The following is a 25816-nucleotide window of genomic DNA, read 5'->3' as shown; positions in this document are numbered from 1 at the left end:
AAACGAATGAGCAACAAATCAAAAAAAGTAGATCAAAAGAATGATAACGCCCATACGCGACGCCCTTTAATAGCACGGTTGTTTAAGTCGAAAAAGGCGTTGTCCATATACGAAGAAGAACAAATCCAGAGTCCGTTAACTACTGTAATTAAAACGTTTGCGGCAAACCGCGTCGGTATGACGGCGCTCGGTATCTTTTTACTGGTGTTTTTAACCGTAGTCATCGGTCCTAAAGTTGTTCCAATTGATTTGGCGTACTCTGAGTCCAGCCAAATAAACGTGCCGCCGGGATTTGATATGATGAAAGTGCCTAAAGAGCTCGATGGCAACATCAAGCAAATCGGCATAGGCCCGACGTTTTCAGTAGGGCTTTCAAACGACGGTGAAATCTTCGTTTGGGGTAAAAGCAAAATCACCAATACCATCGATATTAAAGATGTACCAAAGGATATGGGAAAAGTAGAGAAGATTGCCGTTGGTCACGACCACGTGCTTGCTATAAATGCGGAAGGCAAACTCTTTACTTGGGGAAATGACAGACAAAAACAATCGGGCATTCCGCCAGAGGTTGCACAGCTCAACAACATCAAAGACGTTTACGCAGGTTACCAAAGTTCAGTGGTCTTAACAGAAGACGGCAAAACATTCTTCTTCGGTAACTCCAGAACAAACGATTACTACGAATTTCACCAATACCAAGGTCAAATCGACAAAGTGGCCATGTCTGGTGAGAGTTTTATCGGTCTCACTTACGACCGAGAAGTCGTGTTTTTAGGGTCTCAAATAGATGGGACTTTTGGACGAATTCCAGAAATGGGTAAAGTCGTAGACATCTCGGGAACATCAGCGACGCTGGCAGCGGTAAATGAAAACGGTGAAGTGTTTGTCTGGGGTAACTCTACAGAATCACAAGGTGAAGCAAAGATTCCTGAGTTTGAAAGTAAACCCGTGGACATTGAAGGCGGCAGAAACCACTACGTGGTGCTCCTTGAAAACGGCAAATTAGCTGCTTGGGGTGCCGACAACTTCAAACAGGCATCGATTCCTTCAAGTGTCAACGAAGGCACTGTTCAGAGTTACTTCGTCGGTTTTTATCAAAACTACGCAGTTGATGCAAACGGCGCCCTTGAGACATGGGGCCTTAAAGGCTATCTGTGTGGTACCGACGAACTCGGTAGAGACATCTTCACGAGACTCTTAAACGGTGGCCGCATGACCATGACCATCGGTGGTGTCGCAGTTGTTATCTCGACGTTGATTGCCATTATTATCGGCGGTATCTCAGGTTTCTTCGGCGGGAGAATCGATATTTTCTTCCAGCGTATTTCAGAGATGGTGGCGTCGTTACCGTTCTTACCATTTGCCATGATTTTATCAGCACTTATCGGCAATAGGATGGACAGTAACCAAAAGATTTTTATGATTATGATTATCCTCGGTCTCTTAACGTGGCCGGGTCTCCAACGATTGATTCGTGCACAGGTGCTCTCTGTTCGTGAACAAGAGTACGTTACAGCGGCAAAAGTCATCGGTATCAATCAGTTTAACATTGTATTCAGACACATTATTCCAAATGTAATTTCAATTATTATCGTTTCAGCAACTCTATCATTTAGTTCCAGTATGCTCACAGAGTCGAGCCTTTCGTTCCTCGGATTCGGTGTACAGGCACCGCAACCGACGTGGGGCAATATGCTCAATGGCGCGAGAAACAGTATCGTCATTCAAAATTACTGGTGGAGATGGGTATTTGCTTCCATTGCACTTTCAATTTGCGTCATCTGTATCAACCTAATCGGTGAGAGTTTACGTGATGCAATCGACCCAAAATCTCAAGAACGATAGGGGGATATGACTATGGCATTACTAGAAATTAAAAATCTACACACATATTTTGAGACGAAAAAAGGGACGGTTAAAGCGGTAAACGGCGTAACGTACTCGGTAGAATCGGGTAAGACGTTGGGCATCGTCGGCGAGAGCGGTAGCGGCAAGAGTGTTTCTGCAATGAGTGTACTCAAGTTGCTCGACGGAAACGGCCGCATCGCCAAAGGCGAAATCCACTTTAACGGCATGAACCTTGCAGACGTTTCAATTAAAGATATGACAAAGATCAGAGGGAACGACATCTCGGTTATTTTCCAGGAGCCGATGACGTCTCTAAATCCGGTATTCACTATTGAAAGACAGCTTTCAGAGCCGTTTATCATTCACCAGAAGATGAAGAAAAAACAGGCGCGAGAAAAAGTGGTTGAGATGTTGGCCCTAGTTAAGATTCCAAACCCTGAAGCGGTTGCCAAACAGTACCCGCATCAACTTTCAGGTGGGATGAGACAACGTGTGATGATTGCCATGGCACTGGCGTGTCGTCCGAAGCTCCTCATTGCCGACGAGCCGACAACGGCGCTGGACGTTACGATTCAGGCACAGATTCTAAAACTGATGAATGAACTCAAGACGACCATTGGCACCTCGATTCTGTTTATCACCCACGACCTCGGCGTTATTAACGAAATGGCCGATGACGTTGCAGTTATGTACTGTGGGCAAGTGGTTGAGAAGGCCACTGCTCGTGAAATCTTTGGAAATATCAGTCAGTACTCACACCCTTACACAGAGGGCCTTATGGTTTCAATTCCGAGACTGGACACCCCTGCAGACGCTAGACTTGAGGCGATTCCCGGCTCGGTGCCGCATCCTCTCGACTTGCCGAAGGGCTGTAAGTTTGCGCCGCGCTGTAAGTACGCGACAGACAAATGTGAACACGAAGAACCGGCATTTAAAGAAGTGGAACCAGGACATGAAATTCGCTGTTTCTATCCTGTGAAAGGAGTGAGATCTAATGGCTAAAATGAAAAACGGAAAAAAGGTCTTAATCCGAGTAGAGAATCTCAAGCAGTATTTCCCGATTAAAAAGAGCTCCATGAGAGCGGAGCAGCTGTATGTTCGCGCCAATGACGATGTGACGCTGGACATTTACGAAGGGGAGACGCTGGGGTTGGTAGGTGAGTCCGGGTGTGGGAAGTCGACACTTGGCCGTACATTGCTCCAGATTTATACGCAAACTGATGGCCGCACCATTTACTATGGGAGAGGTCTTGACGAGATAGCGCCGGCGTATGTGTCAAAGACGCTTAAAAACCTGAAAGGGCTGCGCAAAGATTTAGAAGATGCAAGAGAAAAAGAGACTAAGGCGCGCGCCGAGTACGAGGCGGCAAAAGAAGAAGAAGAGCAGTACAAGGCGCTTGAAGAGCTGAGAGAGGCTGAGAAAAAGGCGAAGACGCTCTACATGAACATGGTACAGCTGATTGGCGCATTTATGCTCGCCGACGACCTTGGCCCTGTGTCAGAAATCTTCTTAAAAGAAAATGAAACGGCGATTCAAGCCCGTAAAGTCCGAAACAAAATACAGGCGGAGACGGCTCGAATTGAGGCGAAGAGATCGGTGCTGAAAGCAAAAGGCGTCAGTGCGGCAGACATCGAAGGTACAGTTGTTGGCTTGAAGAATACTATAGAAGCGAACCAGAAGACGTTAAAGACGTATGAAGATCAGCTGAAGACCATTGAAGGTCAAATTCAGCAGATGCTCAAGCCTTATGCATCGCATCCGGAGTTTGAAAAGCTCGAGTCATACCGCGACAAAGGGGTAGACCTTGCGAAGCTAACGGTTGATGAAATGAAACTCATTAGAAAAGACCTTCAGTTGATTTTCCAGGATCCGTATTCATCGCTGAACCCGAGAATGACAGTGGGTCAGATTATTTCAGAGGGGCTGTACGCGCACAAGATGTTTAAAAAGCGCGATGCCAACAGACAGGATTATGTTCTTGAGACTATGGAGAAGTGCGGCCTTGCCAAATACTTTGTGCACAGATACCCGCATCAGTTTTCAGGTGGTCAGAGACAGCGTATCGGTATAGCGCGTTCAGTTGCGTTAAAACCGAAGTTCATTGTCTGTGACGAGGCGGTATCGGCTCTTGACGTTTCGATACAGTCTCAGGTCATCAACTTGCTTTTAGACTTAAAGGAGCAAGAGAACTTAACGTACTTGTTTATTTCGCATGACTTGAGTGTTATCAAGTACATCAGCGACCGGGTAGGCGTTATGTACCTTGGAAACATCGTCGAACTCGCGCCGACAAAAGCGCTTTACGACAAACCGATGCATCCGTACACAGAGGCGCTTCTTTTAGCGATTCCGACGACAGATACAGAGGAGAAGAAAGAGACGTATGTCCTCGAAGGGGATATCCCGAGTCCGATAAAGCCGCCGAAAGGGTGTAAGTTCCATACGCGCTGTCGTTATGCAACGGACATCTGTAAGAAGGTGTTGCCACTTCTAGAGGAAGTGACAGAAGGCCATTACGTCGCTTGTCACCATAAGTTGAATCAGTAGAGATAAGGGAGGTTGCCATGTTGACCTATAAGAAGAAAGTTCAGCGTATGCTCGACTTTCAAAAAGAGAAAACAGAAACGGAGTGGGATGATGGGAAAGTCTCTCATGACGAAGTGTTTAAGTATACAAAGGAAGACATTTTGGCAATCGTCATCTCGGCACTGATGGTCTTTGGCCCAGTACTTCTTGTCCTTTGCGGGATTATGTATCTGATATTCAGAGGCTTTTACTAAATAGCAGTCTGTGTCTAAGCGGCATAGGTTCGGTTCTCACCGGGCTTGTGCCGCTATTTAATTGCAAAGAGCAGCGAGTTGAGAGATGTGTTATAATACTCTTATAAACTTATGAGGCGGGGAATCTATGAAAAAGCATCTATTGTGTTTTTTGTTCTTGATATGGGCTTTTGCACCAATTGACTGGGCAGTAACCGATCGTGAAGCTGAGGCTTTAGACGAATGGTTCGTGCTAGAACAAGAAACGGCGCTGTTGAAGTCCGAGATAGAATCAATTTCTCAGCGCGTCGAGCGCACAGAAAACGAACTGCTTGAGGTCACTTCTCAAATTGAGAAGTATAAGAGTGAGCGCGAGGAAGCACTTGAAGCGTATGCGCTCTTACTCAACCGTAGACAAAAGCAGGGCCCCTATACGGTGGTGGAAGCCATTTATACAGCAGAAAATCTATCGGATTTTATAAAGCGTCTCAATTATCACAGTGTGATGGCAAAAGCTGTTGAGACACTTTTTAATGAAATACAAGAGACACAGATGGCTTTGGAAGCGTCAACAGCCGCTCTAAAATCGACGGCATCGACACTTGAAGCCCTAAAGGTACAACATGTCGTTGAAGCGCGTCGATTGACTGAACGAAAAGCGGCGCTAGATGCACTTGTCTACCGCTACAAAGACATGCCGGAGACCACCGCTTATATTGAAGCGTTATGGGCGTCGTGGCAGAGTATCCCGCCACTTTTTAAAGAGAAAGTGGCGAGCTTTAATTTGCTAATTGAAAATCAAGTGCTGCCGGAATCGATTTTCGATTTGAACATTGAAGGCGGCACCCTGTTTGCCACTTTGATTGAGGCGCGTTTTAACGAAGCGCTCGCCGGTCAGTCGCGCGTCTCAGATGTGCGTTTCGACTTTCAAGAGGACGCCGTTCAGGTCGTTTTTGAAGGCTATGAAACGGCACTTGAAGGGCGGTTTGTTCTGGAAGCGCCGCGGGTTATCGTCTTTGAAGCGACACATGGGTATTACAAAGAGCGCTTGCTTTCGAAAGTCACTTGTGACCACCTGCTCAAGGAAGTGCAAATTCGATTTGATCTCGATGAGATGCTTGGGCAAAGTGAAATACAGGCATTGGCGCATCGCGACGGTCAAATTGAACTGAAAATTAAAATCAAACTGTTTTAGGAGTGCCCAATGATAAAATTTGAAAGCGTCAGCTATCGGTATCCAAACGGAACCGGTGGTATAGAGGCGATTGATTTGAAAGTGAACAGCGGGGAAATCGTGTACCTCACAGGTGCCAGCGGCAGTGGCAAAACAACTGTGCTCAAGTTACTAGAACGCCGTATTGTCCAAGATACAGGTGAACTCTCGGTAGAGGGCTGTCCGCTTAAACAACTGTCTGCCCGCGAGGTTGAGCGCTACCGTCAAAGGATCGGAATTGTTTTTCAAGACTTCCGGTTACTAGAGGCGCTCACAGTTGAAGAGAACATCGCGCTGTCAGTCGAAGTCGCACGTCGAATGACGTCTGAAGATATATTGGCGTTGACGCGCCTTTTAGAAGCTGTCGGCTTAACCGATAAGCGGCATTCTACAATGGATACGCTTTCTTATGGTGAAAAACAACGGGTTGCCATTGCACGTGCCTTGATGCGTTCGCCGAGGCTGATTATAGCCGATGAACCGACGGGCAACCTCGATGAAACCAACGCCGTAGGAGTGCTGAAGTTGATGACTTCTTTAAAGTCACCTGACCAAACCGTCGTGATTACGACACATACTACCCATTTGTTGAAACAATTGCCGCAAGGCCGACACCTGCACATGAGAGAGGGGCGGTTAGAAGAACTATGAGAAATCGCAGCACGTATTTGAGACAATCGCTAATAGCGAGTAGCAGAAAGAGAAGTCGCAGCTATCTGCTTAGTATTTTAGCGTTGACGCTTATGTTTACCATTAGTGTGACGGCACTTGAAACGGCGGTGCAACTTGTACCGCAGACTGAGCGCTTAAAAGGGGCGGCGGAAATCAGTGTGTTTTTTACATCGGACCTCAACCCCCATTCGCTTAAGGCGTTAACAGAGGCACTGTCGGCTGTAGACGGTGTGAGAAGTGTCGATTTGGTGGATGCCGATACCGCCTATAGTGAGATGGCACAAGCTCTTGGGGAACAGGCTTCTATTTTAGAGCTGTACGATGACAACCCGTTTGAACCCTATTTCAGGGTAGAACTTCAACTAGAAGCGCATCGGGAAGTGGCACAAACTGTAGAGGCACTTGAACACGTCACCTATGTACAAGACAACAAAGAGGTACTCACTGTCCTCGGCGACGGTATTAAGACGCTTTTAACCGTTCTTATCGCCGTCCTCATCGTTTTGTTCACGGCGACGTTTGTCATCGTTTTTTATCTGGTAAGGGAATTGGTGGTAACACATCTAAAAGAGATTGAGACCCTTAAGTGGCTCGGCGCCTCTGACAGCTTTATCGCGGCACCCTATGTTATTCAAAGTGAAATGCTTGTAGCGGTGAGTTTTGTATTGGCGCTTTTGCTCCACGGTTTATTGAAGCGCGGTATACAGGTGCCTTTCTTGGGTGTATTTGAAGGGGCAACCGTACAAATGGGGGTGCCGTATGCGCTGTTATACCTCTTTGTGGCCGTATTTGCGGCATCTGTCACATACGGCGCCTACGCCAAGACGTCGAAGCAGCTGTAAGTCGCCATAAAAAAAATCCTGCAAAAGTAAGCAGAGCGCTTCTTTTAGCAGGATTTTTAGGGATTTAAGTTCTTGTTATGGGCGCGTGTACTGCGTCATCACGCCGTCGACTTCCTTTGAGACCACGTCGTAACACGGCATATCCTTCGGCGTGACAAAGCTTACGGCGATGCCGGATTTGCCCATTCTACCAGTGCGTCCGGTGCGGTGGGTATACTTTTCAGCAGTGTCCGGAAAGTCGTAATTGTAGATGTGTGTCAATCCGTCGATGTCAATCCCTCTACCGGTTAAATCGGTAGCGACGAGGTAAGGGTATTTGAGCGATTTAAAAGCTTCCAGCGTTCTCTGGCGGTGGTTTTGAGAGAGATCACCATGCAGACACAAGACTTCGTATCCCATTGAACGCATATCGTCATAGAGCGCTTCTGCACGTCGAATCGTTCGGCAAAAGATAATGCTGAGAAACGGGTGCTGCGCCTTTAGTGTCTCATAGAGCGCTTCTTTTTTCCAGCGGTCGCTACACTGGACGAACTGGTGGTCGATTTTAGGCTGTGCGTCTTCTGTGTGTGCAACGACGTTTAACGCGTCGGCGTATCGATAGGCGAGCTTTTTGACTTTGGCGTCGGCAGTAGCAGAAAAAAACAATTTTTGAGTGCTGCTTGGCACGCGGTCCAAAAGTGCCGCCATTTCATTTCTAAAGCCGAGCAACAACATTTCGTCTGCCTCATCGAGCACCAAGGCGCGAAGGCGGTCCAGTGCCGTAGGTGTTTGTTTCAAATAATCCAGTAGGCGTCCGGGGGTTGCGACGACAAGTTGTGCGCCGGACGCCATTTTTTTAAACTGCCGCTGGGTATCTGTGCCGCCGTAGAGGGCTGCACATGCCACTGTGCTGTAGGTTTTGGCCACGTCGTTTACCTGTCTTACCAACTCTCTAGTGGGGCAGACGATGAGCACTTGCAGTGCGTGGACATCGGCATCGATACGCTTGAGCAGCGGCAAGAGAAACGCCAGTGTCTTTCCGGAGCCCGTCGGCGCTGTGACGAGAATGTCCTCGCCCTTTACAATAGGGGCATAACAATTGAATTGGATGGGTGTTGGGTGCTTGACACCGTTGTTTTGAAGGTGTCCTGCAAGTGCGTCTGTGACGCCTAAATCTTGAAATTTCATAGGTTCTCCTTATTGTTACCACGTGTCGGACCGATAGACTTCACGGCCGTCTACAACAGTTAAAAGTGCTTGCGTGGTTTTTAGCACTTCAGGGGATGCGGTAAAAATGGGGTGACTCAACACCGCAAAGTCGGCGGCGTAGCCTGGGTAAAGTCTTCCGAGCCAAGTGTCTTTGCCGTCGACGACAGCGCTGCCAAGGGTGTAGGCATCTACAGCCTCTGACACGGAGAGACATTCTTCAGGTCGATAGACCGTACAATCTGTCGGTTTAAGGCCCTTGCGTGTAACAGCACAGTAGAGATTCCTAAACGGATTCAGATCTTCTACCGGTGCATCGGTGGAAAAGGCGATGGCTGTACCGTTGCGCGCCATATGCCCACAGGCATAAGAGGTAGAAGCTAGGGCTTCGCCCACGCGTTTTGAGACGATGCGGTGGTCGTAGTCGATAAAAATAGGCTGAAAGAACACCGTGATATGGTGCGTGTGAATGCGCTTGAGCAAAGCGTCATCGGTAATCTGACAGTGCACGATACCATGGCGCAAAGGGTTCTTTGTGCCACCGTTGAGTTTGGCGTAGACATCGATGCATTTCTCCACGGCGCCGTCACCAATGGCATGGGTGATTATTTGGATGCCGTTTTCGTGCGCCAAACGGCAAAGGCGTTCAAAGCGCGCGTCTTCCAACGCATCGACACCACGGGTTTCCGGAGCGTCGGCATAGGGGGCACGCAGCAAGGCGGTGCGTCCGCCGAGAGAGCCGTCTTTGTAGAGTTTCAATGCCCCCTTTGAAAGCCAGCGTTCGTCGTAAGAAGTGCTGCTTTGCTCGGTGCGCAAATAGTGCTCAAAGTCGCTTAATTGCTGAAAATTAAACTGATGTGTGTAGCGCAGTGTAAGTCTCTTTTCAGCTTTAAGGGCTTTCAGTATATCGAAGTAAACGGTGTGTTCAGGTGCCATGATATCGTTTGATTGAACCGCTGTTATGCCGTTTTCATTGGCGTAAGCCATGGCTTTTAACAGGGCACGCTTTCGATCCGCTACAGTCTTGTTCTCAAAAAAAGGTTTGAACAGCGTGAGGGCGTTTTCTGTAAATCTGCCGTTGAGCTCGCCTGTAGGCGTCTTGAGAATCTCGCCTTCCTCGACGCGTGTGTGTGCGTCAATCCCCAGCTCTACAAGTGCCGCAGTGTTGCAGACGGCCACATGGCCGCATACGCGGGTAAAGACGATGGGAACGTCTAAGCTGATGCGGTCGAGGTCCCAACGCGTCAGCGGTCTGAGGTCGCCGGACGTAAAGAGGTCCTCGTTCCAGCCCCTGCCGATTAGCGTCGAGGTCGGATGTTCTGTAAGGTACTTGCGACCGAGGGCGACAACGGTTTCTATAGAATCGGCGTCATTGAGTGTTAATGCTTCCATTAGCTCACCCACTGAAGCGAGGTGCAAATGTGCGTCGTTGAATCCGGGAACAACTGTGCGGCCTTTTAAATCGACGGCGTTGTCGCAAAGAGATAGCCAGTACTCGGCGCACTGACCGTCGGGATCCTGTATTTGTCCGTTTTCCACGAGTAGAAAATCGGTAAAATTGCGGTGATCGAGATAGATTTCCCCGTTGTAATAGAGCGTTTTCATATCGAACCTCCGTTTTTATCTAAGCGTATCATAAAATCGACAGCTTGACTATGTGAACTTTTCTTAAATCCAAAAAAGACTGTCAATCACTTTTGAAAATGTCCCAAAATAAATGAAACATGAGCACCAGTAAAAAGCTGGTGCTTTGTTAATTAGCGGAGAAAAAGTTTTCTTGAGTGTTAATGATGTCCTCAAAAGTATAATTGTGTTGAGCATAGTGTGTTTTGATAAATTTCTTGATGGCGCTCTTCCGCCATGGATGTATCATGGAAGGGATATTGCGTTTTTTAGGCAGAGCCTCGAATTCGTCCTGAAAATCAAAGTTCTTAGATTTCCTTAGATGAGAAGGGATAAGTTCGAGTTCATAAACGTTCTCGTTTACAGAGGCCATCAAACAGCCGTTAAAAGCCTTAATAATGACAGCCGGAGTGCCTTTGTGGTAATAAATAGGGAGGCCTCTGTCGTCCATGAGTTTAAAATATTGATTTTCAAATTTAATGCAATGGCCTGTATCAATTTTGCGCTCAGCAATTACCGCAAGCGTTAGATTGATTTTTTCATCAGACGGTTGCGTTTCAAACACAGATTTGTTATTATCAAAAGGCAGAGCAAACTTGTCATTGAATTTCTTTATGTAGGAGTTCAGAAATTCGTTGGCATGCTCTACGCTTGATACGCCTGCGTTTCTTAAGTCGATCGGCAGTCGTGATTGTAGTGTTTGGAATAAGCGTTCTACGCGTCCTTTGGCCTGTGGAACGCTTGTTACTTTTATATCTACCCCCAGTTGATGGCAAGCGTAAGAAAACTGAGTGAAGGTGTCCTTTTCAAGTGAGGGGGCCTTTTTTTGTTTGTATTCAAAAACAGTTCTTCTGTCCGTGTAAAACATGTGTGGAATACCATAGGTTGTTAAAATTTGATGAAAGACATTGTAATAGCCTTTAAGTGTTTCTTGGTGGTCGAAGTAAGCCCCCACGATTCGCCCTGTGGCATCGTCTATAGCAGCGTGTAAGTGGGTTTTGACGCCACCAAACCAGATGTGGACTGAAGCGTCCATCTGAAGCATTTCCCCAAAGTAGGCGGATCTAGGTCTTCTAGGGTGGCTTTCATCGAGTTCAACAATCTTGTGCTGAATAATCGCCATGTCCCTTTTAGAAGTAGTCTTTTTCTTTTGGGCTTCTAATTTTTTACGAAGGGCTTTCTTTGTTGACCTGTGAGCCTTGGGAGATAAAACATCTTGTTCCATAAGGATATTTTTTACAGTAGTTGGAGAAAGAAAAAGGTGTTCTTGCTCTGCTAGGATTTCAGTAAAATGAGCGAAATTCGCATCGGGATACTTGGTCCTGTAAAGTCCTAAAATCAACGTTTTAGTTTCGCTAGACAGGGCGTGAACGGGTTTCTTTCCACGGTTTCCATGGACAAAGAAGTCTTTCCCTTCTGACCGATAGCCCTGGATTAATCGATTAACCGTTCTAATACTACAGCCTAGCTTAAGTGAAGCTGTTTTTTTATTGCCATTCGTATCGACGAGCTTTTTAATGATTTCATATTTTAGATTTTCATTCATACGTAATTCTACCTTTGTCATTTAATTTACCTCGATGCTTTCATTCATTGAGGTATTATTATAGCATTATATCTTTTGGGACAAAATCACGTTTGATTACTTAAGACATTATCACATGTGAATCATAGAACTTTTCTTAAATCCAAAAAAGACTTGCATGTTGCGTCGTTCTGTTGTATACTAGGCGAGATGTATGATTATGCATCAACTGATAAGTAAATAGTTTCCTTTAAAATAGTACGAGATACTAAAAAGGTCGGTAGAAGTTCTACCAGAGACGTGTTTACAAGTAGCACGTCGATGTTTTAATGCGCGCAAAACCTTTTGTCTCTCGACAAGAGGTTTTTTTTATACACAAAAACGATTATTAATGCGGAGGCGACATGATGAAGGGATTTTTGTATTTGGAAGATGGCAGCGTATTTACTGGCAGCGCAATCGGCAGTAATGGGACGCGATTAGGTGAGTTGGTGTTTAACACCTCCATGACAGGTTATGAAGAAATACTTACAGATCCCTCTTATACCGGTCAAGTGGTGCTGTTGACATACCCACTCATTGGCAATTACGGTGTCGAACCTGCAGTGGCGCAGTCGGAAAGCGTAAAAGGTGCTGGGCTCATCGTGGGATGCGGCGCACACGAACCGGCGTTCACGGACTACTTAAAGCGACATGGCGTCGTGGCCATCGACGGTGTAGACACTAGGCAAATGGCACGACATATTCGAAAGAATGGCGCTATGAAATGCCTCTTGACAACAGAGACGTTGACGCTTTCTGAAGTAGCGGCCTATTTTGAGAAGCCTCTTGGCAACAGATTGGCGATGAAGAGTGCCGGAACGAAGCAATTGTACCGTATTGAAGGTGCCGGTGCTCGAGTGGCTGTTATGGATTTCGGCATCAAGTCGAACTTACTAAACGCTTTAACGGATCGCGGCTGCGATGTTTATGTCTGTCCTTACGACATGACGTATGACGAAATTGTTGCCCTTGAACCGGACGGCATCTTTTTAAGTAACGGTCCTGGGGATCCCGCCTGTGCCGAAGAAGCAGTGGAGACGATTCAAAGACTGAGTGAACGGTACCCGATTTTCGGGATTTGCATGGGACATCAGCTGCTGGCATCTGCACTAGGTGCTGAGACGTATAAACTCCACTTCGGGCATCGCGGCGCCAACCACGGCGTCTTAGACCTCAGACGCAAACGTACTGTAATAACGAGCCAGAACCACGGGTACGCGGTACGCATCCCAGAAACACTGAAAACACTTCTCGAGGTGACTCATGTCAACTTAAACGACGGTACGGTGGAAGGCATTCGCCACAAAGAAAAGCCGCTCTTCTCTGTTCAATACCATCCAGAGGGGGCACCGGGGCCCAATGACTCAAAGCAACTGTTTGACGACTTTATACAATTGTGTGAAAAAGGAGGCGCTTCATGCCATTAGACACTTCTATAAAAAAAGTATTGATTATCGGTTCTGGTCCTATTGTTATCGGGCAGGCGGCGGAGTTTGACTACTCGGGTACTCAAGCATGCGCTGCTATTAGGGAAGAGGGGATTGAGACCGTTCTCGTCAACAGCAACCCGGCGACGATTATGACGGACGAGGAGACCGCAGACCGCGTCTACATTGAACCGCTTACAGTAGAAAGCCTCGTGAAAATTATAGAGCGTGAAAAGCCCTGCGGTATTTTGGCCGGCTTCGGGGGACAAACGGCGCTCAACCTGGCCATGTCACTTGAGGCTGAGGGGCATTTGGAACGTTTGGGAACGCAACTCCTCGGCATGAAGGCCGCTACCATTAAAAACGCTGAAGACCGAGAGGCGTTTAGAGCGTTGATGCATCGTATCGAAGAACCGATTCCCAAAAGTCTGATTGCGTCGACTTTCGAAGCCTGTGAACAGTTTAAAGCCGCTGTCGGCCTCCCGCTCATTATACGGCCGGCGTACACGCTTGGGGGCACAGGGGGTGGCATCGCTGAAAACGACGCCGACTACGTGCGCATTTGCAAGTCGGGAATCGACAGCAGCCCAATTGGACAAATTTTGATTGAGCAGAGCATCGCAGGGTGGAAGGAAATTGAATACGAAGTTATGCGCGATGCTGACGGCAACAGCATGATTGTATGCAATATGGAGAACATCGATCCCGTGGGTGTCCACACGGGGGATTCCGTGGTAGTCGCACCTTCTCAGACACTACCGGACCACGCCTATCAGCTCCTAAGGGATGCCTCGCTTAAAATTATCGACGCGCTAGGCATTGAGGGCGGGTGTAACATTCAGTTCGGCCTTCACCCGAATCACAAAGACTACATCGTCATAGAAGTCAACCCGAGGGTGAGCCGTTCCAGTGCACTGGCTTCAAAAGCAGCCGGGTACCCCATTGCAAAAATCGCGTCTAAAATCGCCTTGGGTTACCGTCTTCACGAGCTTAAAAATTACGTGACTCGAGAGTCCAGCGCGTGTTCAGAGCCTGCACTAGACTACGTCGTTGTGAAATACCCCAAGTTTCCCTTTGAGAAGTTTAAGACCTCTAGTCGTCAATTGACCACTCAGATGAAAGCCACTGGGGAAGTGATGGCCATCGACCGGAATTTCCTCCACGCCTTTATGAAAGCCTTGCTGTCGACAGAAACGGCGCTCTACAGCTTACGTGCGCCCCAGCTAGAATGTCTTTCAGACGACGCCCTCGACTGCAAAATTAGAAGCTGCGACGACGATAGGCTCTTTGCGGTCATTGAAGGGCTGAGGCGGTCGTGGGGGATTGAACGCCTCTACGAGATGACGCAAATCGACAGGTGGTTTTTAAAGCGCTTTGAAGAATGGCTGTCTGTAGAAGAGCAGTTGAAGCGGGGAACAAGCATAGAAACAGCTCTAAAGATGGGCTTTACCGAAAGAGATATTAACGAGCTCACCGGCGGTGTACAAGCGATACCGAAGGAAAAACGCGTCTACAAAATGGTCGATACGTGCAGTGGCGAGTACGAAGCACAGACGCCTTACTATTATTCGAGTCTAGGGGAAGAAAACGAATCGGTTGTTTCAGAGCGGAAAAAAATAGTGGTCATCGGCTCGGGACCTATTCGAATCGGTCAGGGCATAGAGTTTGACTACTCGTGTGTTCACGCGCTAAAAGCGCTAAAAAAAGAAGGGATTGAAGCCCTAATGATCAACAACAACCCTGAAACGGTCAGTACGGACTTCGACAGTGCCGACAAACTCTACTTTGAGGCACTGGATCCCAAATACGTCGAGGCGGTACTCGAACTGGAAAAACCGGAAGGGGTCTTTGTTCAGTTCGGTGGGCAAACCGCGATTAACTTGGCGAACAGCATTGAAAAAGCCGGCTACAAAATCCTAGGCACCCAACAAGATGCCATCGATTTAACTGAAAACCGAGAACGCTTTAGGGTCTTTTTAGAAGAAAAGGGCATAAAAGCACCTGAAGGCACGGCGGTTCGGACCCTTGAAGCGGCACTTGAAGCAGCTGAGACCATAGGCTACCCCGTGGTGGTGCGTCCGAGTTACGTTATCGGCGGCCAGTCGATGAAAGTCGTCGATGGGGCGCCGGCACTGAAGCAGTATTTTGAGGCAACCGCTTTTGAAGGAGACGTTTTAATTGACGCCTATATCGAGGGAACTGAGATTGAAGTAGACGCCATTTGCGACGGCGAAGATGTGTTAATTCCCGGGATTATGGAGCATGTAGAGAAGGCCGGCGTCCACTCTGGTGACAGCGTCTGCGTCTACCCGACACGCACTCTAAGTGCAGCGGTTAAAAAGGCGCTCTACGAGATGACAAAGACCATCGCCGTAGGGGTTAACACTTTGGGTCTTATTAATATACAGTACGTTTTAAAAGACGGTGCTCTGTATGTGATAGAAGTCAACCCGAGGGCATCGCGTACAGTGCCGATTATCAGTAAAGTGACTCGAACGCCTATGGTGGACATTGCAGTGAGCACCATTCTCGGCAAAAAATTGGCAGATTTGCCGTACGGCGTTGGGGTATTGCCGGATAAAGCACTTGTGGCGGTAAAAGTCCCCGTCTTTTCAAACGAAAAGTTGGTCGGTGGCGACAGCTTCCTGAGCCCTGAAATGAAGTCCACAGGCGAGGCACTTGGACTGGATAGGGATTTGGATACCGCTGTTTACAAGGGTTTTTTAGGCGCAGGGTACCCAATGAAACGCGGCGGACGCTTGCTGGTTGCCCTCAACAGCCACAGCAAAACACCAGAAGCGCTAAAGGTCATATCGACCTTTGAGGCACTGGGATTTGATTTCGTAGCGACACTGCAGACACATGCGTACTTAAAAGCTCATGGTGTGGCTTCGACGCTGTTTACAGCGGAGATGATTGCCGGTATAGACGTGGCGCTGAATATGCCGACAAAGGGACACGATGCTCAAAAAATAGGCTTCCAAATCAGACAAAAAATGACGCTTATGAAAAAGCCGATTTTTACAGCACTGGAGACAGCCGACCTCTATGCGCGTGCACTTAAGCTCACTGATGATAGGGCTAAAATAAGCCCGCTGTGTTTGCAAGATGTCCAGCTGTAGTTCTTAATAAATCTTCACAAATTTAACCCTTTTATTCTAGAAAGTTTATGTTATACTCAAGGCAGGGAAGAAAATTATCCCGCTTTGAGGAGGCTGTCATGGGTGGAAGTTTTAAATCGAAGGCGTTAGAAGCCAACTTAGAACAGACAAAAGTAAAAACCATTGTTATTCCGGAGGAACAGCAGTGGTTTTTAGAACTTTCAAAAGAAAAATGGGGTATTCATAAGCGCACCGATGCATTTTTAAGAGAGTTGAACCACGCAATGCGGAACACGAGCGATGTCCTGGACATGCTCCATACCATCTGCTTATCGGACTTGTGGTTCTACAACGGCCTTGAAGATGCTGAACGTGCGCTTATAGTCGTTGTAGACCTCTTTACAGAGTTGGCAGCGGAAGAAGGTTATCGGGACAAGTGGTTGATGTGTTTGGTCAAGTTTATCGATCGTCTCGTCAAACTCGAAACCTTCCCGATTTCAGTTATCGACCGCTCGTTAGAGCTTTTGGAGTACTACTGGACGCTTTATCCGGCACTTTACATTAAAAATTCTCGGTATTTTAAAACCTATTTGGCAAAGGCCGCTTATGTAGAAGGGTTTGAAAGCCGTGTAATACAGTTGACAAAGTCTGTGCTCTCTGCCTGTGTTGACGCGTGGGCAGAACATCTCGACTTAATGACTTGGTACAAAGAGAAACGCGAGGTACTCAACGTCATTACAGAAGCGCAATTGGAAGACGGTTCGGTGCACTTTTATCGGCGCTTGAAGGCGGCTATAGAATCGAGCAGTTCGTGGCGCGACGTCGAAGAACTTATGAGTTACAACGACATCGCCAATTATTTCAGATCGTTTACTGAGGCGTTTGAGTCGCCGCTGGAAACGATTTATTATCTAAGTTTGCTGTTGCATACCGGGTATATGGCACATTTGAGCAATCACTTGCTCTACGATATCAATAGGAACATGCGGCACGTTTTTAAAGAGATTTCAGAGTCGGATACTCAGGCATTTATCGATGCAATGATGCAGGAATTCACTGCGCTGGAAGAGCGCAACCCTTCCACGGTACTGGACTGTATGTTGACCCTAGGGAAAGAAATTATTCACACGGGCAACGAAAACAATCTGCGTTATTTTGTCTTTAAGCTGATAGAATCGGGATTCCATCAGCCGGGTGCACCGACACTAAATGAAAACTGGCAAATTGAGGTCAATCCCAACCATATTAAAAACATTAGAACTTGGTTGGAGCTCATCGGTTACAACCCGTCGGTTTCGAGAAATCTCGTAGCGGCACTTATCGTCAATCTGAAACTCGGCGGCGTATTCATCGCCGATACCGACTTGTTTCAACGCGACGTCACTCAACTGCTCAACAGCGACATCGTACCGGTGTATCGGGAAATTAAACAGCTGGCGAAGTTGTTCCCCGTTTACTTTAGAGACATCGGCGCCGAGGGCGAGCTGCGCGATGTTTCAACAGCTGTCGACGAACTCAGCATGCGTCAAGACCGTTTAATACACTTTCTGCGCAAACAAATTCATACTGAGAGCAACAACACGCATATCGCGCTTACAGAAGCCGTCCTAACTTTTTGGTACAGTGGAGACCATGCGGTACTGGAAGATAAAATACCGGCCGATGTCGCACAGTGGCTGGCATCGGATACCCAGTGGTCGTCGGCGAGTCGACAGTGCGTGCAAGCGCTTGTGACGGAAATGGAGACCCCATTTGCCGAGCTGTTTTACCAGTCGCAAACAGATATCGAAGCCTGCCTTGCCCGCATCGATGCAGAGGCGGTCATTAAAAAACGCGTTTTGCTGTTGTTTAAAGTACATGACTTGCTCAGAGAGAAGTATGCTATGGCCTCGGAGCACGTGGTGAACTTACTCAGAGGCAATCCGCTCTTTACAGAAGGTGAGATAAAAACGTTTGTAGATGCCGTGGCATCAGAAAATTATCGAGCGGCATTAGACAAGCTGTTTGAATGGATGCAGCGCCTTAAAGTTATCGTCGTAGACAGCGAAAAGACAGAAGGGTTTGAAAACATCTATTACAAACGTCATCTGGCAGTGGGGATACCGTCGATGTACGGTCAATACGTGGAGCCAAAGTTTGAGGCTTTGGGGATGATTTACCGTCTGGAAGTCTACGCCTCCAAAATGATGCGCGCTTGGGTCGAAGCACAAAATCTCGATTTTGTCACCGGAAAGACACTGGACCGCGTATACGATGTGTTGACCTATTTTAAAGAGGGCTTGGCACTGGACGGGATCAACAACGAGGGATTTAACTCACGCATGTCCATGCTCAAGTTCAGTTTGACGTCGAAGAGTTTCAGTCTCGATCAATTTATGAACATCTTTGAGTTCATCAGTCGAGACATTAAGCAGATTATACAAGAGTATTTTATCGATGTTTACGAGCGACCACTGAAGTTGATACTGCCTCAGATGGGCTATGACACCGATACAGAGAAGCAAAAAGTCACCGAAGGTTTTTTAAGAGACCACTTGTACACCGCGTTTTTTATACAGGATTTGGATCAGTATGTCTCGAAGATTCTAAGCACATTGCATGAAATGGCGGCGCTTTATTCACGGGCGTGTTTACAGAATATGATGACATACAGCGCCGATCAGACGATTACATCTTTGACAGAGGCCAACACCGCCGTGGACAATACGGTTTTTATCGGCGCCAAGGCATTTTTCCTAAAGCGATTAAAGGCGATGCAGCTTAACGTTCCCGAAGGATTCGTGCTCACGACAGAAGTGTTTAGGCACAGGCGCTGTATTTGGGAGCATCCGCATATTCGAAATGAGTTGAAGGCGCGCATTGCGGTGGAAATGCAAAAGCTGGAAGCGGCCACTGGCAAACGGTACGGCGATACAGAAAACCCGCTCCTGTTATCGGTGCGCTCCGGGTCTTCGATTTCACTGCCCGGTGCCATGATGACGTTTTTAAACGTGGGCATGAACGATGCCATTGCTGAGAAGTTCGGCGAGAAAACGCAAAACAAGTGGATGGCCTACGACTGTTACAGACGTTTGCTGCAAAGCTACGGTATGGCGTTTGGCATGCACCGCGACGTCTTTGATCAAATGATGGAGGCCTTTAAGGCGCGCTTTAACGTCCGCTACAAATCGGATTTTACAGGGGCACAAATGGCTGAAATTGCAGGGGCCTATAAATCGGCTTTAAAAACTCACGGGGTGTATTTTGAATCCGATCCCGTGGCTCAACTGGAGATCATTATTAAATCGGTTATAGAGTCGTGGTTTTCTGAAAGCGCTAAAACCTACCGCAAGTATATGGAAATTGCAGAAGAGTGGGGCACCGCGGTGCTCGTTCAAAAGATGGTGCTGGGCAATCAGAACGCCTCGTCGGGCACCGGTGTCGTCTTTACGAACAACCCGATGGACGACTTGTCCGACATCGAGTTGTTTGGCGACTACGTACTCCAAAGTCAAGGGGAAGACGTCGTCTCCGGTCTGGTTAATACCCGTCCCGTCTCAAAGAGTCAAGGACGTGCCAGCGGCTCTTCTATGGAGGAGGCTTTTCCGGCACTCTATGCGAAACTGAAACAATATGCACAAAAACTCATCCACGAAGAGGGCTATGTTCACCAAGAAATTGAGTTTACCTTTACGTCGGATGACGGCGACGATTTGTATATTTTACAGACGCGCAACCAAAAAATCAAAAGCAAGCACGTCGGTAAGCGCTTTGGCGTCGCCGACGACAAACTCACCAAGCTCGGTAAGGGCATCGGTGCAGGGAACGGCCTCATTAACGGATTTGTGGCGTTTGACGCAGCAGATATCCAAGCGATTAAGTCGAAAACCCCTGAGGCCAATGTCATTCTCTTTAGAACGGCCACAGTCCCCGACGACATTCCGCTGATTTTTGAGTCAGAAGGCTTGATAACCACCAAAGGCGGCATTACATCACATGCGGCAGTGACGGCGGCGGGATTGGGGAAATCGTGTATTGTAGAGACAAAGGGGCTGCAAATTGACGAGGTGACCAAAACGGTCTCCGCAGCAAACCACGTACTGAGGACAGGAGACGCAGTGGCTATGGACGGCCATTTGGGCAATGTCTACATGGGACATCACAGCATTGAAACAGTTGCCACATAAAGTGGTTGAACTCATAGTAAAAAAGGGGATAAAGGAGATCAAAATGAACACGAACTTAAAAAACAAACGGTTGTTGGGGATTAACGGCATTGGTCGTATTGGAAAGTTAACGCTTTGGAACCACTTGAGCTTAAAGCATTTCGACGGCATCGTCATTAATGCAGGACGTTCTATTGGCAAGTCGCTGGAAGATTGTCTGCACTACTTGACCACAGACACCACTTACGGTGCGCTCGAACGCTTTTTATACGGCGTTTCCGGTAAAGACATCGACGCCAAAGTAATCGACGCAGAAGCGGCTATCTTTGAAATCGACGGCATGCCGATTAAGCTGTTGACTAAGGCGCGAAATCCAAAAGACATTGAGTGGCATCGTGAAGGCGTGCGCATCGTCGTCGATTGTACCGGGGTGTTCTTAGACCCGACAGTGCCTGCCGATCATCCTAAGGGGAGTTTAAGAGGTCACCTAGAAGCCGGTGCGGAAAAAGTTATTTTAAGCGCGCCTTTTAAAATCAAAGATTCTTCTCAGAAGATGCCTGAGGACAGCGGTTTGTTCGTGTATGGCATCAACCACAATACTTACGACCCTGAGAAGCACCACATCCTCTCGGCGGCGAGCTGTACGACAACAGGGCTTGCACATATGATGAAGCCGCTTCTCGAAACTGAGGAGACTTCGCGAATCGTTACCGCTTCTATGACCACAGTTCACGCGGCGACCAACAATCAAAGTATTTTAGACGGTGCGCCTAAATCGGGCTCAGGCGACCTTAGAAAAGGCCGTTCCCTCTTTAACAACATTATTCCGACGAGTACAGGTGCCGCCATTGCCCTGGAAAAGGTTATGCCGCAAATTAAGGACATTGGCTTTATGGCGGACTCTATTCGCGTACCGACCAATACGGTTTCTTTAATATCGCTTAACTTGACTTTCCACACGACGCTCAATGAGAGCGGTGAACCGATTATCGGCAAGGCGTTTATCAACGACCTCTACCGCAAGGCATCTGAAGGTGAACAAAAGGGCCTTCTCGTGTTTAGCGACAACCAAAATGTATCTTCTGACCTCATGGGCAAACAAGCGGCTGTGGTTATTGAAGGACGTGAGAACCACACGCGTACCGGCTTTTTACCTGTCGATGCAAACGTACTTCAGCGGTTGGGTATCGAGGTGACACACGACGCCAATCTACCGGTGACCCATGCGAAAATTTTCGGTTGGTACGACAACGAGTTCGGTAGCTACGTCAATTGCCTCGGGAAGTTAACGAAATATTTGGACAAAAATTTAGTATAATCGTTAAATAAACGATACATCTCTCAAAATGAATTGACAAGGATACGATTTTTTTATATCCTTGTAGAGCATTTAGAATAAATGCTTTTTTCATTGTAATTATAATTTGGGGCTCTCTTCGGAGAGCCTTTTTTCTCAAAACAATATTGACATATGTTCATAAAAGCGTATACTATACCCGTAGGCAACACCATTTTTTATGAACATAGAAAGGGGTACAAATGCCAAGACCGAAAAAATGGCGACGTGTTTGTGCGCTTCCGGGGGCACTTTATTTTGGACCAACTTGCTCTGAAAAGGGCGGGCCAGATCAAGTAGAGATGCTCGTAGAAGAGTATGAAGTCATCAGACTCATGGACTACGAGGGCTTAAACCAAGAGGCGTGTGCAGAGCGTATGGGCGTGGCACGGACCACTGTGCAGCGTATGTATACCGACGCGCGCCGAAAACTTGCCGAAGCGTTAATCGAAGGACGTCATTTGCATATAAACGGCGGCGATTACCGGCTGTGCTCACTGGATGAGAGCATCGGAGGATGCGGGGGTTGCCAAAAAAAGAAAAAAGGAGCTTGTCATGCCAAGTCAATGCGATCACAATTGTAACAGCTGCAGTGAAACCTGCACAGAGCGTCTTCACGACCTCAGTAAAATAAAAAAAGTCATCGGTGTCATCAGTGGCAAAGGCGGTGTCGGTAAATCGCTAATAACGTCAATGGCCGCCGTCACAATGAACCGCCGTGGGTATAAGAGCGCCATTATGGACGCCGATATTACGGGGCCTTCTATTCCAAAGGCCTTTGGGATAAAAGAAAAGGCCGTTTCGACAGAAGTCGGTATTATACCGGTTAAAAGCCGAACGGACATTCCGTTAATGAGTTTGAACCTGTTGCTCGCCAATGAATCCGATCCCGTGGTATGGCGTGGCCCTATGATAGCCGGTGCTGTAAAGCAGTTTTGGACAGATGTCGTATGGGGGGAGATTGATTACCTCTTCGTCGATATGCCGCCTGGCACGGGGGATGTGGCCCTTACTGTGTTTCAGTCTCTGCCTTTAGACGGGATTGTCATTGTCACATCGCCTCAGGAACTGGTGAGCATGATCGTCACTAAAGCCGTAAAAATGGCACAAATGATGGATGTGCCGATCCTCGGTCTCGTAGAGAATATGTCGTATTTTAAATGTGACAAATGCGATGAAAAGCACTTGATTTATGGGGAGAGCCATATAGAAGCCGTCGCCGACACTTACGGGCTGAAGGTACTGGCCAAACTGCCTATTGAACCTAAGTTTGCGAAAGCTTGTGACAGTGGTGACATAGAATCATTTGAAGGGACCTACTTAGAAGGTCTTGCAGATGCCATCGCGTTATAGCGCCTTTTAATTAGTGGCCCTATATAAAGGAAGGAAAAAAACGCCTTGAAAGTTTTTAGAGACTTTCAAGGCGTTTTTTACATGTAGTAAACAGATGTCATGATAACGGCGATAGCGATTAGAACAAACGCAATAAGATAGAAAAGGGCGTTTGATTTTTTTTCACCGTAGCGTTCTGCCACAAACTCATGCATTTCCATTTTTTCAGAGTCGTCGAAACGGTCGCGCATTTTGTTAAGTGAGTAGGCGCCGTAGCTTACAAATTTAAAGAAAGCCAAGTTGTGCACATGGATGCCGAGCGCCACGGCCAAACTGTAAAAACCGCTGATAAATGTCGCGTTAATGATCCTGAGTTGAATCGCCGACTCTGGACTGTGAAAGAAGCCGACGAGCAAAAGGGCGATGAGTCCGATGATGTACGCTGTGGTTAAAACGATGCGTTTCAAAAGATGTCCTCCTTGTACTGATGATGTTCTTATTATAAACTATTTTGCAATTCAGCGACAAGAAAAATTCAGAAATATTACTGAACTGTAAGAGAAGGACTGTATTTTGACGTGTTAAAAAAAATTAAAATGAATCTTATCATTCCCGTTACTTCATTTTACTTTAAGAAGAAATGTTAATACAAATTTGATTAGTCGTTAATAATTTATTCACATTTTAAACAAATCTATGACAGTTCCATTGTAATTACAATATTTTGAGAATTCAAATGCTATGTGCCGATTCATTTTATTTGTAACATTTGACTTTTGAAAAGAAGGCAAAAAAAATGCGAACTATTACGTTATGGTAACATCAATTGTTGTCATCGTATTGTAATAAAAAAATGTAAATTGATTTCCTATTAAAAAGATGCTAATATTATCATTAATCCGCGGGAGACAGGCGTTGCAAGAGTTGTGACGTTCGCGGAAAAACTAAAAGGGGAGAAGTTACTATGAAAAACACTAAAAGAGTATTAGTAATGATGCTTTTAATGACATTGGTTGTGTCATTATTTGCAGGCTGTGGCAACAAAGATGCTGCAACATCACCAGACGGTGAGAAGCCATCGACTGAAGTACCGGGCGACGGTGCGACAGATGAGGGTGAAGGTACTGACGACACGGCGTCAACAGGTCCTAAAGTTTTAAGACTTGCGACAACGTCGGCAGACACATTTAACCCACATGCAAGCAGCAACACTGAAACAAATGTTTTGATTTCTTACATCTACAGTGCACCACTTACATTAATCGCTAATGAAGCTGGCGACGGTGTAGAATTCTACCCAGATCAATTGGCTGAATTGCCGTCAACTGAAGACAACCTCAAGTGGACTTTAAAGTTCAGAGACAATCTTCAATTTGTCGACGGTAAGGCGTACAACGCTTACGACTTCGAGTACTCTTGGAAGATGCTCTTAGACCAAAACTTAGCAAACTACTCTGCTTTCTTACTTTTCGACAATGTACCGGTACTTAACGCTAAAGAATACTTCACAGGCGAGGCTGCATGGGAAGATGTTGGTATCAAAGTGGTAGACGAGTACACAATCGAAATGACTTTGACGACACCAATGCCGGAAATCGATGTATACACAATGCTTTCCAGCTCTTCTTTAACAGCGCTTGACAAAGAGTTGTACGAAGCGAACATGAGCGACGACAGAGGCGAAACCACTTATGGCACAACGCTTGATAAAATCAACTCAAATGGTGCTTACAAGTTGACACAATGGATCAAAGACCAAAGCAGAACTTTTGAAAAAGTTGAAGGCCACCAAATGGCGGACATCTATGTGCCGGATACAATTGAGAGCTTAGTTGTTCTTGAAAATGCTACAAAAGTTCAAATGTTTGAAGCTGGCGATATCGATTCAGTTTCTGTATCTGGTGAAGACTACACAAGATTTGCAGAAGACCCAAGACTTTCTTTCCAAGAGCGCAACACCATCTGGGGCTTCTACATCAATGGTGCTTCTGAAAAGAACCCAGTGTTACAAGACAAAGACTTCAGAAAAGCACTTTTCTACGCAACAAACAGAGAGTTAATGGGTAAAGGAATCTTTAAAACATTCCCATCGACACCATACTTCATCTCTTCTATTTGCCAAGTCGGCGACCCTGACAGCGGCGAGAAGTACAGAAAAACACCAGAAGCCCAAGCAATTGTAGCGGCGAACGACGGTTTTGACGTAGAAGTTGCTAAAGAGTACTTCGACAAAGCGTACGAGAAGAATGGCAACAAAAAAATCACATTAGAAATCACTTACTTCGAAGGCGCTGACACAATGAAGCGTATCGGTGAAGTGGCTAAAGAAGAATACGAAAAAGCATTTGGTTCAGACAGATTAGAAGTTGTGTTAAGAGCAATGCCGGCAATGGCTGCTTACGACGCTTACTATGCTGGCGACTTTGAACTCGGTATTGGCGCAAGAAGCCAAAACGCGTTTAACCCTTGGTCAAGCATGAAAGTTTGGACATCTGATTTCCCTGAGAAAGCAGAAGCTTTTAGAAACGAAGAGTTTGATGCACTTTACGAAAGAACAACAAAAGGTGATCTCCTATTTGATGCAGAAGGTCGTTTAGAAGCACTAGTGGAAATGGAAAAATTATTACTTGAAGAAGTACCGATGATTCCTATTTTCCAAAACGACAACGCAGTATTGCACCAAGAGCGCATTTACCTTAAAACAAACGGCGCTTATTTACCGGATGTAGGATTTGCTATCTTACAAGCTGACATCATCGACTAGT

18 protein-coding genes are annotated in these 25816 nt (G+C 46.8%); 14 read left to right on the top strand and 4 right to left on the bottom strand.

Translation table 11 applies throughout. From position 1 onward, the window contains the following. Positions 1-6: 6 nt before the first annotated feature. From ACR6HW_RS02420 to ACR6HW_RS02390, 7 genes are all read left to right on the top strand, one after another. Entirely contained in the window at positions 7-1845 is a 1839-nt protein-coding gene (locus ACR6HW_RS02420) for an ABC transporter permease subunit (RefSeq protein ID WP_455729579.1), read from the top strand. Between the two features lie 12 nt (positions 1846-1857). Beyond that, the gene (locus ACR6HW_RS02415) at positions 1858-2850 is read left to right on the top strand and encodes an ABC transporter ATP-binding protein (RefSeq protein ID WP_455729578.1); all 993 of its coding nucleotides are present in this window, start codon (positions 1858-1860) and stop codon (positions 2848-2850) included. Continuing rightward, positions 2843-4396, top strand: coding sequence for an oligopeptide/dipeptide ABC transporter ATP-binding protein (locus ACR6HW_RS02410; RefSeq protein WP_455729577.1), 1554 nt, complete (start codon positions 2843-2845; stop codon positions 4394-4396). The genes ACR6HW_RS02415 and ACR6HW_RS02410 overlap by 8 nt, the downstream gene beginning before the upstream one ends. A 17-nt stretch (positions 4397-4413) precedes the next feature. After that, on the top strand, positions 4414-4629 hold the full coding sequence (locus ACR6HW_RS02405) for a hypothetical protein (protein ID WP_455729576.1): 216 nt from the start codon (positions 4414-4416) through the stop codon (positions 4627-4629). 127 nt (positions 4630-4756) lie between these two features. After that, entirely contained in the window at positions 4757-5803 is a 1047-nt protein-coding gene (locus tag ACR6HW_RS02400; protein ID WP_455729575.1) for a hypothetical protein, read from the top strand. A gap of 9 nt (positions 5804-5812) precedes the next feature. Then, entirely contained in the window at positions 5813-6472 is a 660-nt protein-coding gene (locus tag ACR6HW_RS02395) for a cell division ATP-binding protein FtsE (protein ID WP_455729574.1), read from the top strand. Continuing rightward, on the top strand, positions 6469-7335 hold the full coding sequence (locus ACR6HW_RS02390; protein WP_455729573.1) for a cell division protein FtsX: 867 nt from the start codon (positions 6469-6471) through the stop codon (positions 7333-7335). The genes ACR6HW_RS02395 and ACR6HW_RS02390 overlap by 4 nt, the downstream gene beginning before the upstream one ends. A gap of 75 nt (positions 7336-7410) precedes the next feature. Here ACR6HW_RS02390 and ACR6HW_RS02385 read toward each other — a convergent pair whose 3' ends face one another. The 3 genes from ACR6HW_RS02385 to ACR6HW_RS02375 form a co-directional block, all read right to left on the bottom strand. Continuing rightward, positions 7411-8502 (bottom strand): DEAD/DEAH box helicase, encoded by a 1092-nt coding sequence (locus tag ACR6HW_RS02385; RefSeq protein ID WP_455729572.1) that lies wholly within the window; start codon positions 8500-8502, stop codon positions 7411-7413. A gap of 15 nt (positions 8503-8517) precedes the next feature. After that, entirely contained in the window at positions 8518-10125 is a 1608-nt protein-coding gene (locus ACR6HW_RS02380; RefSeq protein WP_455729571.1) for an amidohydrolase, read from the bottom strand. A gap of 148 nt (positions 10126-10273) precedes the next feature. Next, the gene (locus ACR6HW_RS02375; RefSeq protein ID WP_455730850.1) at positions 10274-11689 is read right to left on the bottom strand and encodes an ISNCY family transposase; all 1416 of its coding nucleotides are present in this window, start codon (positions 11687-11689) and stop codon (positions 10274-10276) included. A 383-nt stretch (positions 11690-12072) separates the two neighbouring features. Here ACR6HW_RS02375 and carA point away from each other — a divergent pair, with 383 nt between their 5' ends. The 6 genes from carA to ACR6HW_RS02345 all read left to right on the top strand — a co-directional run bounded on the left by carA (position 12073) and on the right by ACR6HW_RS02345 (position 23072). Then, positions 12073-13137 (top strand): glutamine-hydrolyzing carbamoyl-phosphate synthase small subunit, encoded by a 1065-nt coding sequence (gene carA, locus ACR6HW_RS02370; RefSeq protein WP_455729570.1) that lies wholly within the window; start codon positions 12073-12075, stop codon positions 13135-13137. After that, positions 13128-16259: a carbamoyl-phosphate synthase large subunit gene (gene carB, locus ACR6HW_RS02365; protein ID WP_455729569.1), complete on the top strand. Its 3132-nt coding sequence runs from the start codon at positions 13128-13130 to the stop codon at positions 16257-16259. The genes carA and carB overlap by 10 nt, the downstream gene beginning before the upstream one ends. Positions 16260-16357: 98 nt before the next feature. After that, on the top strand, positions 16358-20404 hold the full coding sequence (locus ACR6HW_RS02360; protein WP_455729568.1) for a PEP/pyruvate-binding domain-containing protein: 4047 nt from the start codon (positions 16358-16360) through the stop codon (positions 20402-20404). 43 nt (positions 20405-20447) lie between these two features. Next, positions 20448-21701, top strand: a complete 1254-nt coding sequence (locus ACR6HW_RS02355; RefSeq protein WP_455729567.1) for a glyceraldehyde 3-phosphate dehydrogenase NAD-binding domain-containing protein — start codon at positions 20448-20450, stop codon at positions 21699-21701. A 221-nt stretch (positions 21702-21922) separates the two neighbouring features. Beyond that, positions 21923-22303 (top strand): DUF134 domain-containing protein, encoded by a 381-nt coding sequence (locus ACR6HW_RS02350; protein WP_455729566.1) that lies wholly within the window; start codon positions 21923-21925, stop codon positions 22301-22303. Beyond that, positions 22275-23072 (top strand): P-loop NTPase, encoded by a 798-nt coding sequence (locus ACR6HW_RS02345; RefSeq protein ID WP_455729565.1) that lies wholly within the window; start codon positions 22275-22277, stop codon positions 23070-23072. The genes ACR6HW_RS02350 and ACR6HW_RS02345 overlap by 29 nt, the downstream gene beginning before the upstream one ends. Positions 23073-23149: 77 nt before the next feature. On the opposite strand, the gene ACR6HW_RS02340 is transcribed toward ACR6HW_RS02345, so the two are convergent. Then, entirely contained in the window at positions 23150-23518 is a 369-nt protein-coding gene (locus ACR6HW_RS02340; RefSeq protein WP_455729564.1) for a hypothetical protein, read from the bottom strand. 497 nt (positions 23519-24015) lie between these two features. On the opposite strand from ACR6HW_RS02340, the gene ACR6HW_RS02335 reads away from it, so the two are divergent. Then, positions 24016-25815 carry a peptide ABC transporter substrate-binding protein gene (locus tag ACR6HW_RS02335; RefSeq protein WP_455729563.1) on the top strand — a complete coding sequence of 600 codons (1800 nt, stop codon included), beginning with the start codon at positions 24016-24018 and terminating at the stop codon, positions 25813-25815. Position 25816 lies beyond the last annotated feature (1 nt).

Source organism: Fusibacter sp. JL298sf-3, assembly GCF_053842995.1.
The sequence above is the reverse complement of the archived record's forward strand: the minus strand, read 5'-3'. Positions and strand labels throughout refer to the sequence as shown.

Coding starts and splice junctions, on each gene's coding strand:
- ACR6HW_RS02420 (WP_455729579.1), top strand. CDS start 7: ATGAGCAACAAATCAAAAAAAGTAGATCAAAAGAATGATAACGCCCAT.
- ACR6HW_RS02360 (WP_455729568.1), top strand. CDS start 16,358: ATGGGTGGAAGTTTTAAATCGAAGGCGTTAGAAGCCAACTTAGAACAG.
- carA (WP_455729570.1), top strand. CDS start 12,073: ATGATGAAGGGATTTTTGTATTTGGAAGATGGCAGCGTATTTACTGGC.
- ACR6HW_RS02355 (WP_455729567.1), top strand. CDS start 20,448: ATGAACACGAACTTAAAAAACAAACGGTTGTTGGGGATTAACGGCATT.
- ACR6HW_RS02410 (WP_455729577.1), top strand. CDS start 2,843: ATGGCTAAAATGAAAAACGGAAAAAAGGTCTTAATCCGAGTAGAGAAT.
- ACR6HW_RS02350 (WP_455729566.1), top strand. CDS start 21,923: ATGCCAAGACCGAAAAAATGGCGACGTGTTTGTGCGCTTCCGGGGGCA.
- ACR6HW_RS02395 (WP_455729574.1), top strand. CDS start 5,813: ATGATAAAATTTGAAAGCGTCAGCTATCGGTATCCAAACGGAACCGGT.
- ACR6HW_RS02345 (WP_455729565.1), top strand. CDS start 22,275: ATGCCAAGTCAATGCGATCACAATTGTAACAGCTGCAGTGAAACCTGC.
- ACR6HW_RS02390 (WP_455729573.1), top strand. CDS start 6,469: ATGAGAAATCGCAGCACGTATTTGAGACAATCGCTAATAGCGAGTAGC.
- ACR6HW_RS02380 (WP_455729571.1), bottom strand. CDS start 10,125: ATGAAAACGCTCTATTACAACGGGGAAATCTATCTCGATCACCGCAAT.
- carB (WP_455729569.1), top strand. CDS start 13,128: ATGCCATTAGACACTTCTATAAAAAAAGTATTGATTATCGGTTCTGGT.
- ACR6HW_RS02335 (WP_455729563.1), top strand. CDS start 24,016: ATGAAAAACACTAAAAGAGTATTAGTAATGATGCTTTTAATGACATTG.
- ACR6HW_RS02400 (WP_455729575.1), top strand. CDS start 4,757: ATGAAAAAGCATCTATTGTGTTTTTTGTTCTTGATATGGGCTTTTGCA.
- ACR6HW_RS02375 (WP_455730850.1), bottom strand. CDS start 11,689: ATGAATGAAAATCTAAAATATGAAATCATTAAAAAGCTCGTCGATACG.
- ACR6HW_RS02415 (WP_455729578.1), top strand. CDS start 1,858: ATGGCATTACTAGAAATTAAAAATCTACACACATATTTTGAGACGAAA.
- ACR6HW_RS02405 (WP_455729576.1), top strand. CDS start 4,414: ATGTTGACCTATAAGAAGAAAGTTCAGCGTATGCTCGACTTTCAAAAA.
- ACR6HW_RS02385 (WP_455729572.1), bottom strand. CDS start 8,502: ATGAAATTTCAAGATTTAGGCGTCACAGACGCACTTGCAGGACACCTT.